At 46.5% G+C, this 12,549-nt stretch carries 11 protein-coding genes; all 11 read right to left on the reverse strand.

The window, feature by feature from the left end:
* Positions 1-76: 76 nt before the first annotated feature.
* The gene (locus GC096_RS20575) at positions 77-964 is read right to left on the reverse strand and encodes a carbohydrate ABC transporter permease (protein ID WP_171632778.1); all 888 of its coding nucleotides are present in this window, start codon (positions 962-964) and stop codon (positions 77-79) included.
* A 36-nt stretch (positions 965-1,000) separates the two neighbouring features.
* Positions 1,001-1,969: an ABC transporter permease gene (locus GC096_RS20580; protein ID WP_171632780.1), complete on the reverse strand. Its 969-nt coding sequence runs from the start codon at positions 1,967-1,969 to the stop codon at positions 1,001-1,003.
* 468 nt (positions 1,970-2,437) lie between these two features.
* Positions 2,438-3,874, reverse strand: a complete 1,437-nt coding sequence (locus GC096_RS20585) for a M56 family metallopeptidase (protein ID WP_246302864.1) — start codon at positions 3,872-3,874, stop codon at positions 2,438-2,440.
* Between the two features lie 75 nt (positions 3,875-3,949).
* Positions 3,950-4,282, reverse strand: a complete 333-nt coding sequence (locus GC096_RS20590; protein WP_216626205.1) for a BlaI/MecI/CopY family transcriptional regulator — start codon at positions 4,280-4,282, stop codon at positions 3,950-3,952.
* A 562-nt stretch (positions 4,283-4,844) separates the two neighbouring features.
* On the reverse strand, positions 4,845-5,654 hold the full coding sequence (gene nadE / locus GC096_RS20595) for an NAD(+) synthase (protein ID WP_171632785.1): 810 nt from the start codon (positions 5,652-5,654) through the stop codon (positions 4,845-4,847).
* Between the two features lie 418 nt (positions 5,655-6,072).
* Positions 6,073-6,510, reverse strand: coding sequence for a BrxA/BrxB family bacilliredoxin (locus tag GC096_RS20600; RefSeq protein WP_068665909.1), 438 nt, complete (start codon positions 6,508-6,510; stop codon positions 6,073-6,075).
* A gap of 129 nt (positions 6,511-6,639) precedes the next feature.
* Entirely contained in the window at positions 6,640-7,032 is a 393-nt protein-coding gene (locus GC096_RS20605; RefSeq protein ID WP_171632788.1) for a DUF3905 domain-containing protein, read from the reverse strand.
* Complete coding sequence (locus GC096_RS20610; protein WP_171632749.1) at positions 7,029-7,928, reverse strand: hypothetical protein; 900 nt, start codon at positions 7,926-7,928, stop codon at positions 7,029-7,031. The genes GC096_RS20605 and GC096_RS20610 overlap by 4 nt, the downstream gene beginning before the upstream one ends.
* Before the next feature lie 157 nt (positions 7,929-8,085).
* Positions 8,086-9,066: a substrate-binding domain-containing protein gene (locus GC096_RS20615; protein ID WP_171632790.1), complete on the reverse strand. Its 981-nt coding sequence runs from the start codon at positions 9,064-9,066 to the stop codon at positions 8,086-8,088.
* Between the two features lie 15 nt (positions 9,067-9,081).
* A complete protein-coding gene (locus tag GC096_RS20620; protein ID WP_171632791.1) occupies positions 9,082-10,875 on the reverse strand; it encodes a cache domain-containing sensor histidine kinase in 1,794 nt (597 codons plus the stop codon).
* Complete coding sequence (locus GC096_RS20625; protein ID WP_171632793.1) at positions 10,872-12,488, reverse strand: response regulator; 1,617 nt, start codon at positions 12,486-12,488, stop codon at positions 10,872-10,874. Before GC096_RS20625 ends, GC096_RS20620 begins: the two co-directional genes overlap by 4 nt.
* Positions 12,489-12,549: the final 61 nt, after the last annotated feature.

Below are 12,549 nucleotides of genomic sequence, written 5' to 3' on the forward strand. Positions count from 1 at the left end.
CTTTTCGGATTCATTATGTGTAATCTCTGTTCGATTAACAGAGCTGGCCACCAGTGTCACATGAAGATTAACATGACTAACCCTTAATAGAGCCGATCATAAAACCTTTTACAAAATACTTCTGTAAGAATGGATAGACCAACACAATGGGCAATGTGGTCACAACCATCGTAGCTAGCTTAATCGACTGGGACGATACCGTCTTCGCCACACTTCCCGTCGTTGCTGCCATCATTTGATTGGAGCTCGACTGCGCAACAACACGGTAGAGATACGTCTGAATCGGTTGAAGATCGCTTTTATTTATGTAGATCATCCCCGTAAAGTAATCATTCCATTGGTAGACCCCATGAAAGAGGGCGATCGTCGCCACGACGGGCATGGAGACCGGTAGGATGATTTGATAAAAAATTTTGAAATCGTTCGCGCCATCGATTTTGGCAGCTTCCTCTAGCGCGTCCGGAATTTCTCGGAAGAAAGATAAGAAGATAATAAGATCGAAAAAGCTGAACATCGCCGGAATGATATATACCAGGAAGCTATCGAGCATCCCTAAATCTCGGATTAACAAGTAATATGGAATTAGGCCTCCGCTGAAAAATAAGGTTACCGTACCAATCAGCATGTAGACGTTACGGCCGATTAACTCTTTGCGGGAAAATGCGTAGGCGACCATCGCTGTAAAAAGTACGTGAACTACTGTACCTATCAGTGTTTTCGCTACAGTTACGCCCATCGCAAGCATAATGCCGTTATTCGCAAAAACAGCCCTATAGCTGTCGATGCTGAACACCCGTGGCCACCAGTAGATCCCCCCTCGCATGGCGTCATTCCCTTCATTGAAAGAATTGACGAGCACATACCAGATTGGGTAGATGGTTACGAAGCAAATCACTAGCATGAAGATAAAATTGAAGTAATCGAATGCAGCCTCTTTGTAGGTTCTGCGATTCAGGGAAAGCATCGTTGGCTCACCTCCTTGCGTAGAAGCATTATGTTTTTAAAATAAGGATGTGTTATTAAGACGTTTGGTAATAAAATTCGCCGAAAGCAGCAGGATGAGTGAAATGAGCGATTTGATTAAGCCGACTGCTGTCGCATAGGAAAAGCGGCTCTGACGAAGACCTACCTCATACACGTACACATCGATCACGTTGCTAGCGCTGGCGTTGAGTTGGTTTTTGAGAACGAGAATTTGATCAAAATTGGAGTTCAGGATACCGCTCACCGAAAGGATGAACAGGATCGTGATTGTTCCTTTAATCGAAGGAAGGGTTACATAGAACATTTTCTGAAAACGTCCTGCCCCATCGATCGTAGCCGCCTCGTACATCTCCGGAGATACGCCGGCCATCGCAGCTAAGTAGATAATCGACGACCAGCCAAGCTCCTTCCAAATATCAGAGGTGACGATAATACTCCAGAAATACGAAGGCTCTGCCAAATAGCTGATGGGCTCTTGGATGATATGGAGTGCTAGGAGGAGCTTATTTATAAGGCCAACATCTGCTAGCCAAGTGGCTAAGATGCCCCCGAGAATAACCCAAGATAAGAAGTGGGGTAAATAGGATATGGTTTGAACCAGCTTCTTGAATCGTATGGAACGAAGTTCATTCAGGAACAACGCGAACACGATAGGAAGCGGAAAGCCAATGACGAGCTTGAGTACGCTCATCCCGACGGTATTTTTAATGACACTGGCCAAATTATCATCATCCAGAAAAGCCTTGAAGTGCTCAAGCCCCGCCCAGGGTGCTGCTGATATGGGTTTCACAATATTGAAATCTTTGAAGGCGATGATGATCCCGTACATGGGGACATAGTGAAAAATGATCATCCACGCGACGCCCAGCAGCGCCATAACCTGCAAATATCGCTGTGCGTATGCGATGCGGAGCAGCCTTGAGGCAGATTTGCGGAATGGGACTGACTTGTGATTCGGAGTGGCGATGTCCGTCTCCGTCTTCATTTCTGGCTGCACCTCCTATGTCCTCTTCATGTAAGCACTTTCACTTTACTCATTATAGGTCTTCTATTCCGTCGATGTAAGGCTTCAAATTTCAGCTATGGTTACTATTTTTTGGATAAGTGGCGAATCTACTCCTAATCCACCTTCTACTCCTCCTTCTACTTCTTAACCTCCCTCAACTCCAAAAACCGCCTCAACCATCCAGCCTTTCTACGCCGCACTAAACAAATTAATGGATTTTATGTAGTTAATTTTGCTGATTCTCCCCATTTGAGAGCATTAGATGGATTTCCTACAGTTAATTTCTACCAAAGTCCACCAAAAAGATGATCCCCCTGATATTAGCTGTATTTTTTCCATCTATTCGTTAAATCTTAGATAATACGGCAATATTAGCTGTATATTTTACAGTTAAAAAAAGACCCAAGGCATATTTGGCCTCGGGTCTTTTCGATTAGGTTTACTTGCTTAATTACTTGCTGGTACAACTGACGGCGCTGACGGTAACTCCCTCACTGCTGGAGCTGCTGCTGGCGTTGCTACTGGAGCTGATCTTGGCTTCATCACTTCTTGAGTTGCTGATGGCACTGCTCCTGGCTTCCTTACTTCTGGTACAGCTACTGGTGCAGTTGCTGATTCGGGCTTTCTTACCTCTTGAGCTGGTGCAGGTGCAGGTGCTGGTTCTGATCTTGACCCCTCCGTTACCTGGGCTGGTGCAGGTGCTGGACTTGACTCTACTGTCGAAGTAGTTGGAGCAGTAGGAATATTGGGAGTAGTCGGTGCAACTACGTCGGTAGTCTTGGTTTCAGTCACTGTCTCAACTGAAGTATTCTTATCTGTTCCCGTTGTTAGCGCACTTGTATCTGTTGTCTTCTGATCAACAATCGGCGCATTCGATTCCGTTGCTGATTTCTTATCTGCACTCGCATTCGTCAACGAGCAACCACTAATGATGAGAATGGCGGCCAAACCAAGGAACGACCAGCGGTAGGAATTAAATTGAAACTGTTTTATCATCATAATTCTCCTTTTTAACTGTGACTTGTTTCCGGATAAATGAACATTGCCTGAGACACTTACGGGACGTACATAGTTTTCCAACAATTGAATAAGTGTATATCCGTATTCATCTCTTCTAGCTGGTTCTATATAAGAAAGGGCTAAAGCATCGCTTGCAATCTCTTGGTCTTCACGCATCCGTTGATGCGCATACCAAAGTACAGGGTTGAACCAATGAATAATCAACAGAAATTGCATCAGCCAATTGACGCCAATATCATTTCGTTTGCAATGTGCCAATTCATGTAGAAAAACATGCCGTAATTGCTCATGGTTTAAACTGTTCATTACCGACTGCGGTATGACTAGACAGGGATTCCTGAAGCCAAATAACGTCGGCATCGACAATTTGTCAGATACCACTAATGTGACCGGTTTATGTATCGACATGAGCTGTCGGCTCTGAGCGAATAACTGTAATATGCCGATATCTGTGATCGGTCTCGTTTCTTTCGTTATTTTCAGCACAAATTTACGGTTGATCACGAAGGTATATATCGCAAATAGGACGATTCCAAGCACCCATACGTACATCGCATACTTATACAAAATATTCTGCAACGAGTCATCTATTGCCAATTCCTCATCTGTTCCTATCTCATCTGCTGGATTGATTTCGTGAATAGTATCTGGGTAAGATAACCAATTATAAATGCTTAAATTGCTCTCCAAGTGCCAAGGCAGGAGCAGTCTTACGAGCACCAACAACCACATGAGATAGTGCCATCTAGGTTTGATCCGTTTATGCAGGATGCGCTGAATCAGCATGATGAACACAACCGTAATGGTTGCCATGATCGATACCGATAGGATCCAATCAAAAAATCCTGTAAGAAGTTCACTCATTGAGTTCACCTTCACCCTCCCTTCTTTCCTAGAAGTGGAACCTTGCTGGAGCACTGCCCAATCTCTGGTTCCATGTCATTTGTTTTTACCGTCTAGCATATCTCTTAACTCTTTGATATCTTCCTCCGATAACTGCTCCTCTTTCAAAAAATTAACAAGCATCGGCTTAAAAGCCCCGCCATAAATTCTTTTCAAAAAAGATTGCGTCTCCGACTTCACACATTCGCCCTCAGAGACCAAAGGGAAATAAGCATACACCCTGTTCTCTTGCGTAAACGAGATCGCCTGCTTCTGTGCTAGCCTGTTCAATAGGGTTCGGATCGTTTTGGGCTTCCACTCTGTCCGCTCCTGCATAGCATCAATAACTTCATTGGCTGTGCGTGGTGATTCGTTCCAGAGTACCTTCATAACTTCCCATTCGGCATCTGTAATATGAGGGACTGTCTTCACATCGTTTCCTCCTTTCAGTTGGATTACAACTGTAATACAACTTGAATATTACAGTTGTAATCCAACGTTGTCAAGCTGCATAGTTCGAGAATGAGAAAACGCCCCTTTTTTGTATACGGCGGTCACGTTAGCGCTCCTCTCTCGTGCAGGGATGCGGGCATCCGTGGACCAAACACTAGAGTAACTGTATTTTGTACAGCTAAATTCACGTCTAATTCGTGTTTCCGTGATTTAACTGGAAATCATCCATGTAATTTCACGATTTTAAGAGAATACAAATGAAATCGGAAGATTTAACAACATAAATTCCGTCTATTCGTGGAATTTGGAGGAATTTGCGAGAATTAACTGTATGTTTTCCATTTAGCTACGGTGGGAAAGCCGAAATCTGATAAAGTGAAGTGTGATTATACATGAAATAAGGGAAAAGATTCGCTTGCCCCAAACCCAAAACATTCATATTTCTATATGTAAAAAAGACCGTCCATGTTTAACATGGACAGTCTCTGCACCCTAACATCTAAATGCCTGGAATCGGAACACGCTTGTGCTCCGTTTTCGCATATTGCTTCTCCAGCTTTTCTTGAATCGCTGGATCAATTTGCTTGCCTTCGAGATAGTCGCTGTTATCACCGTAGGTGATGCCTAGCTCGTCCTCGTCGGTTTGGCCGTCCCAAAGGCCCGCTGTAGGAGCTTTGTCTAGCACGCTTTGCGGTACACCGATCTTCGCAGCGAGCGAGCGCACTTGGCGCTTGTTCAGCGTGCTCAGCGGTGTAATGTCGACCGCGCCGTCGCCGTACTTCGTATAGAAGCCGGTGACCGCTTCGGAGGCATGATCCGTGCCCACGACGATCAAGCCCAGCTCAAAAGCCAAGGCATACTGCATCACCATGCGCGTCCGCGCCTTGATGTTGCCTTTGCCGCCGCGGCTCACATGCTGGTGAACGCCGATGTGTTTGAGTCCGTATTCGACTTCGATGGCAATCTCGTCGACGGACTCTTCGATGTTGTTCTCGATTTGGTATTTCAAATCGAAAGCTTTCGCCACCGCGTAGCTATCTTCGATATCGACTTGTTGGCCATAAGGCTGGAACACGCCGACGGTTTTGTATTCTTTGCCTTTTTCTGCTGTAAGCTCGTCCGTTGCTTGCTTACACAGTCCTGCTGCTACCGCGCTGTCGATACCGCCGCTGATCGCGATCAGCAGGCCGTTCGCGTGCGCGCCGAGCACGTAATTTTTCAGAAAATCCACGCGTTTGCGAATCTCTTCATCAATATCAATTTCAGGTTTAACGCCGAGCTTTGCGATAATTTCAGCTTGTAAACTCATGCAACTCTCCACCTTTTATCTAAATTTTGGAATGATGCCTTCTTTGAGATCTAGTATAGACTTTCGGCTCCCAAATTTCAAAGTGTAATCGAAAGAACAAGAGATTAACTGGATTTCCTACATCTAATTTCACGCCAATCGCGCATTTTCAGCGAATAAATGGATTCTCTACAGTTAATTCCAGCCATTTCAGCTAAAACCGATCATTCAATCGAAATTAGCTGTATATTTTCCATTTAAATTCCATATGCAGATGAAAACGCAAAAATTAGCAGTACTTTTTACAGTTATTCCTCCAGAAGCAGTAAGGCGGATCAGAGATAGCTAGTTTAAAAGCGGATATACGGAAGAATCCGGAATGACAAAAGAAAAACCCCACCTGCTCATTGGCAGGTAGGGCCTATATGCCTAACAATTATTATTTGCAATATTGTTCAAAAGCACCAATCAAATCGCCAGCGATCATATCAGCGGAACGATCTTCGATTTGGTGACGTTGAATGAAGTGAGCTAGCTCACCATTCTTGAACAACGCGATAGATGGGGATGATGGCGGGTATGGCGCTAAGAATTCACGCGCTTTAGCCGTAGCATCCTTCTCTTGACCCGCGAACACTGTGTATGTGTAAGTTGGTACAGTTTCGTTTTGAAGAGCTTTTGCAACACCTGGACGACATTGACCAGCTGCACAGCCACAAACGGAGTTCACGACAAGCAGCATCGTGCCATCCTTGGATTTCTCAATTGCTTCCTCAACTTGCTCAGGAGTCAGAAGCTCCGTAATACCCAGACGAGTCAAATCTTCTCTCATCGGTTTAACCATATCTTTCATGTATGAATCAAAAGACATTGCCATATGTGCCACCCCTTAGGATTTAATAGTTACTCTTAAAACGTAATGACTATAACTTATATTATACATCCGTTAGCGGTGAAAGCAAAGTCCAATGTCCCCTGGTAAAAATAGAAATAAAGCGAAAGCTGTCTAGGCTTCCGCTTTATCATCCTTGTCATTCTCGATATCTTGTCCCGGCTCGTAGGCAACATTTTTATCCGGATGGGTGAAAATACCACTTTGCGGCTTGATGCCTTCTTCAAATAGTTCGCGATTCTCTGCGCTTTGGAAACCAACATCCTTGAAGGGATGCACCCACTGGTCGCCTGCCATGACTTCGGGGTTCGTATCCGATGTCCATTGCTCCAGAGGGGAGTTGTCGGATTCATAGTCATGATCACCGATCGTAACCCCATACTCATTCACAAATGGCGCACGCGGGCCTCGCCCTTGCTCAAACTGCGGCAGAAAATCGATCTCAAAAGGATCTAGCTCACTCTGGTCCTTCGAAGAGGCGGCTGTTTTCTTCTGATCTTCACTCATGTGGATGGGCGGTTGGGGCCGTCCAATTTTTTATCATAGCCCTCTTTACTTGCAGGTTTTTTATCACGCTCTTGGTTTTGCTGTTCTTGCTGGATTTGCGTTTTGGAATCGTTCTGACTCATATCCATCAGCTCCCTTCTGCCCGTAGTATGTGACAAAATAGGGAGATTCATTCCAATAATCAGCATGAGTAGATTTAGTAACTGTGCAGGGGTGAGATACAACGCCGTGGGCTCACCTAAAGCGAAAAAGCTCGCAACCATCCCCGCTGCACCCCCATAGAACAAGGTGATCTTCAGTAGCTTGCCTGTTCCTAGAACCGTTGTCGAACGAGCTGTCCACAGCTGCTGCCACACCAGTAACGGCACCAATAAAATCGCCAGGTACGCATGATGGGGATGAAATCTCGACACCGTACCTTCCACGCCAATCCCCCACGGCAACAAAGTAGGAAGTCCGAAAGAAGGTGTCAAAGCGGCATAAAGGAACACTGCTGAAGCAGCACCGATCGCGAGCATATCCAGCAAAACTCGCCAAGCCATTCCATGCTTACGCACCTGATACGTTAAGTAGATGTACGCTAGTACGATGCCTACTACAATCTCCATATTAGAGCCTGCTGTCAGAAGCAGCTTCATCGGGCTCTCCCACAACAGGGATGGCTGCGTCAACAGACTACCCAAGCGCCATGTAAAGAACACGATCAAGGCACTATTCAAAATCAAATCATCCATACTTTTTACGGCTCCCCGATCCGTATCAGGCACTTCCAGCTCTACCTGATTCCATTGCCGCACTACACGTCGCATCAGCCAAAACCCGAGCACACAAGCCAACAACAACGCGACTAACTGCCCCTGCAATTGCAGCGGTCCGATTTGTACCACTTCAGGCATAGGTGACCTCCATTTTCCCTTTCCATGTATCATTAATGCGCTTAACTTTCGACAAAACGCTTACTATTTCCTGGGAAATTTTGCAGAAGAGCGTGAACGTTTGTCTAAATCCCTCGAACTTACTAATGAACGAACTCCAGAGTCCGTTATCCCTATTCTATTTCCCGACAAAAGGAAACAACAACTTCTGATTCTCATTCGTATACATGTTATCCTTGGTGATAACCTCAGAGCCCGTATCCACCACCCGTTTAACCGTTTCCCCACGATGAGCCTGGAGCGCGGTTTTGACAGCGAGATATCCCATGTTAAAAGGCTTCTGCACGACCGTCCCTTGCAAAATCCCTGCTTCAAGAAACGATATTTCGTTCATGGAGCTGTCAAAGCCGACAAGTTTAATATTGCGGTCGGGATCCAACTCCTTCAGCGCACGCGCCGCGCCCATGGTGGATGGCTCATTCAAGCCAAATATGCCTCGGATATCTGAATGCTCGCTTAGCAGCTCCTTTGTCAGCTCATATGCCTTGTCCTCCGACCCATTGCTATACAACGTATCCAGCAACTTAATGGACGTATCGCTTTTCAAACTATCTCGCACGCCATTCTCCCGATCCATCTGGGTGTTGGAGGTTTTCACAAAGCTAACAATGGCATAGGTTGCTGGCCCCTGCACATAGCCCTTCATCGTTTCAACAGCTTTGCGTCCTGCCGCGTAATTATCCGTTGCAATAAAGCTCTCCGACACGCCGCCCGCAAGACCCGAATCGACCGTGATCAGCGTGATGCCTGCATCGATCGCACGCTGCGCAACAGGAACTAACCGATTGTAATCCGTTGCCGCCAGAATGATCGCCTTCGGCTTCTCCGCTATCGCTTGTTCCACAAGCTTAATTTGTTCCTCAATTTGTGATTCGGATGCGGTTCCCATGATCTTAATTTCTGCATTATACTCTTTCGCGGCTGCGAATACGCCTTGATTCAATACCTGCCAGAATTCCACATGGGGGTCAATCGTCTTAGGGATCACAATAATGGCATTATTCTTGGCACCGAAATCGTTAGCGTAGATCAGATATCCCGCGATCAGAATAACAGCAGCAGCAAGCGTAATCAGAACAGCACTCACTCTAATTTTCAAAAGAACACCTCACTTCTAACCTTCACTTTGACCCGGCATCGGCGGCATTTCAGGATACGTAATCGTGACTGTCGTACCCTCTTCGAGTTCGCTTTCGAATTGCAATCCGTACAGCTCGCCAAAGTACAGTTGAATCCGGTGATTCACATTAAGCAAACCGAACCCTTTGCCTGATTGCGATTGATGTGTCGTCTTCAGTCTTAGTGCGTTCAACTGATCCTCGCTCATTCCTACGCCGTTATCCATGACCTTCAGCTCGATGACGCCGTCCCGCTTCCGCCCGGTAATCCGAATATGTCCGCTTTCTGCCAAATGCTTCATGCCATGATAGATCGCATTTTCCACGAGCGGCTGCAGCACGATTTTCAAACTACGATCCTCCAATAGATCCGCTTCCACCTCGATGTCGTACGTAAATTTATTGCGGTAACGGATATTTTGTATCGTTAAATAGTTCTCAATATGAGCCAATTCCACACGGATAGGAACGAGTTCCTCCCCTTTGCTGATGCTCGAACGCAGCAGCTTGGACAAGGCCGAAGTCATCGTCACAACATCGTCGACCTTCCCCATCTCGGCCATCCAAATAATCGAATCGAGTGTATTATATAGAAAATGAGGCTGAATCTGCGCCTGCAAAGCCTTCAGCTCGCTAATCCGTTTGACCTCCTGATCCAGTACCGTCTGGCTCATCAACTCTTTGATTTTGCTAATCATCAGATTGAACGTCCGCGACAGCTTGCTAATCTCATTCGCGCCTTCCACATCGACACGGATATCGAAGTTCCCCTTCTCCACCTGCTTCATGTGTACTTCGAGCTGTTTAATCGGTTTGGTCAACGTGATCGATAGCCAAATCGAAATCGCCAGCGCAATAATAAGCGCAATCCCGCCCCACATCGCGGATGTCAGCTGCATCTCTTTTTTGTTCCCGCTGAGATCACCAGCATAGGTGACGCCAATCATTTTCCAGCCAAAGCTGGTTGTACGCACCGTATAGATCTTATTTTCATCCGTCGCCGCCGTCTCGAACGTACTATCCTTGGCCTGCATCAAGGCACGGATATCCTCGGACTTCAAGCCCGAATACAACAGTTGTTGCTGAGGATGATAAATGAGATCGCCGCTCTGATCGAGAATGAATACGTACCCCCGCTGACCCAACTGAATTTGATTGCACAAATCATTAATGAGGTTAAAATTCAGGTCAACGAGCAGCACCCCGCTTGCACCGCCTGGCCCCGGACTTGGCATCTGTTTCGAGATCGAAACGACCCATTTATATTCATTTTGATACACATGCTGCACATGCGACGAGGAAATGACGATATCCCCCTTGCTCCTGCTCGCTTTGGTGTACCATTCCTGTGAAATCAGCTCAGCATAAGACTTAAATTCGGGCGACACCCGATCCGATACAACAGCACCATTCGAACCGATGAACACAATGGAAGCGATATCATTTCGAGATGCAACGATCGTGCTGAAATAGCTGCTGATCTGCCGCTTCAACTGCTGCGCTTCCGTATCCTGCGGATTTTTCGAAGAGAGATATTGCTTCAGATCTGTATTGCTCAGTGAAAGAGTCGAAATGCTTTCCATATTGCCAATGTAAGTCTGAATGTTCTTATTCACTTGCTCGATCAATTGGTTCGTATAGGTCAGTGAGGCATCCGTAACAGCGACGGTCGAGAGCCGATAGGCGCTATAGCTAAGAATGACGGTTGTACATAAAATTAAACAGGAGAAAGCCAACGCGAACTTCGTATGTATGCTTTTGAATTGAAAAGAACGAAGCACACCTCTCATAAGCTCAGCCCAGCCTTGTTGACGGCTCTGAACTCCTTCGGGGTCATACCCGTATGTCTTTTGAAAATAACACTAAAATATTGCGGATCGCCATAACCTACCTTCGCTGCAAGCTCATAGGTTTTGAGTTGCGTGGTGGCTAGCATTTCTTTGGCTTTATCCAACCGGTATCGGGTCACATACTCAATGAAAGTCTCCCCCGTATACGGCTTAAATAAGGCGCTGAAGTAGCTCATGCTCATATAGATATGATTGCACACCTGCTGCAGCGAAAGCTGCTCATCGGCATAATGCTCATGGATATAGGCCACAGCCGACTCCAACTGTGCTCCTGACACATGAGTACGCTTCTCTGCAAGCCGATCTACGAAGGTTAAACAAATGGCCTCCAGCCATAGTCGCACATCATCCAATGTTTTACGTGTATAGAGTTCCATGAATGAATGATCGCCCAGCACGTCTCCTTCATTCAGCCCTGTCTCCACCCCAGCATTCATCAGGGCGACGAGCAATTTGTGCAGCTTGCCGTAGCAAGATTCCATCGGACACGCCGATTTCTTCAAATCGTCGATCCACTCGTACAGGGTGTTCGTGATGGCTGTCTTTTCACCTGTTTTGATCGCTGCAATCACTCTCTTCTCTGTACGTAAATAGCTCGAGTTATCTTGGCTGCTCCCGAACTCCATATCCCCAATGGCGATGATGCGATTATTCCCTAACATAAAGCGGTAATCCAAGGCCGCAAGCGCTTCTTGAAAAGCCTTCGGCAGCTCCTGCAGTCCCTTGTACATACGGCTAATGCCTACCGTGACAGTCATGCCCAAATATTTCTCAATACTGTATCTGGCTTGCTCCGCTAGCGTCTGACAAATGACTTCGACTTCGTCCTCGTTGCCTGAGACGAGTCCGACAAGCTTATCATCACGGGTCCGAAACACCGTACCGCCATGCTCCTTCTCCACGATTTCATGCAAAATATTATAAGCCGCAAATCGCAGCAGCTCCTCTTCCGCTACTTGGTCGCTATACAGCTCCCTGCCAAAATCATCTATGTCGAGTGCTAGGACAGTATGTCCCGCCCCCTCTAAGTGCAGACCAAACATCGGGAGCTTCCGCTCAATCTCGTCTTTCCGCATGCCTGACGTGACCAACCGCTCCAGAAACCGCTCGCGCAGCAAGGGCATGCTCTCTTGGAACTGGTGGCGAAGGAACGTGATGTCCTCGCGCTGCTTGCGCTCTTCATCCAGCTCGAGACATAGTTTCTGCAGGAATTCCGTGAATTCTGCGCTATTGATCGGCTTCAGCAAATAGTCTTTGACCTTCAGCTTAATGGCTTGCTTCGCATAGTCAAAATCCTCGTAACCGGTTACAATGACGACTTTCATGGTACGGTATTTGGCGACAATCCGCTCCGTGAGCTGAAGTCCGTCCATGAACGGCATATTAATGTCGGTGATGACGACATCTGGCTGCAGCCGCTCAACCGCCTCATAGGCGTCACGGCCATTATCGTAATCGCCAACCAGCTGGAAGCCGCAAGCTTCCCAGTTCGTCTTCTTCTTAATGCCTTCTCTGACTTCATCCTCATCATCGATCATGATGATTGTGTACATGGTCCGTTCACCTCTAGCGAAATCGAATTAGGCTCTATGTGTATTGTACACGTCGCTCCCA

Origin of the sequence: Paenibacillus plantarum, assembly GCF_013141695.1 — a bacterium.
Taxonomy (GTDB): domain Bacteria; phylum Bacillota; class Bacilli; order Paenibacillales; family NBRC-103111; genus Paenibacillus_E; species Paenibacillus_E plantarum.

Bases quoted from the DNA above. Each gene is read 5' to 3' on its own strand.
- GC096_RS20575 (WP_171632778.1), bottom strand. From the start codon at position 964: ATGCTTTCCCTGAATCGCAGAACCTACAAAGAGGCTGCATTCGATTAC.
- GC096_RS20580 (WP_171632780.1), bottom strand. From the start codon at position 1,969: ATGAAGACGGAGACGGACATCGCCACTCCGAATCACAAGTCAGTCCCA.
- GC096_RS20585 (WP_246302864.1), bottom strand. From the start codon at position 3,874: ATGAGTGAACTTCTTACAGGATTTTTTGATTGGATCCTATCGGTATCG.
- GC096_RS20590 (WP_216626205.1), bottom strand. From the start codon at position 4,282: ATGAAGGTACTCTGGAACGAATCACCACGCACAGCCAATGAAGTTATT.
- nadE (WP_171632785.1), bottom strand. From the start codon at position 5,654: ATGAGTTTACAAGCTGAAATTATCGCAAAGCTCGGCGTTAAACCTGAA.
- GC096_RS20600 (WP_068665909.1), bottom strand. From the start codon at position 6,510: ATGGCAATGTCTTTTGATTCATACATGAAAGATATGGTTAAACCGATG.
- GC096_RS20605 (WP_171632788.1), bottom strand. From the start codon at position 7,032: ATGAGTGAAGATCAGAAGAAAACAGCCGCCTCTTCGAAGGACCAGAGT.
- GC096_RS20610 (WP_171632749.1), bottom strand. From the start codon at position 7,928: ATGCCTGAAGTGGTACAAATCGGACCGCTGCAATTGCAGGGGCAGTTA.
- GC096_RS20620 (WP_171632791.1), bottom strand. From the start codon at position 10,875: ATGAGAGGTGTGCTTCGTTCTTTTCAATTCAAAAGCATACATACGAAG.
- GC096_RS20625 (WP_171632793.1), bottom strand. From the start codon at position 12,488: ATGTACACAATCATCATGATCGATGATGAGGATGAAGTCAGAGAAGGC.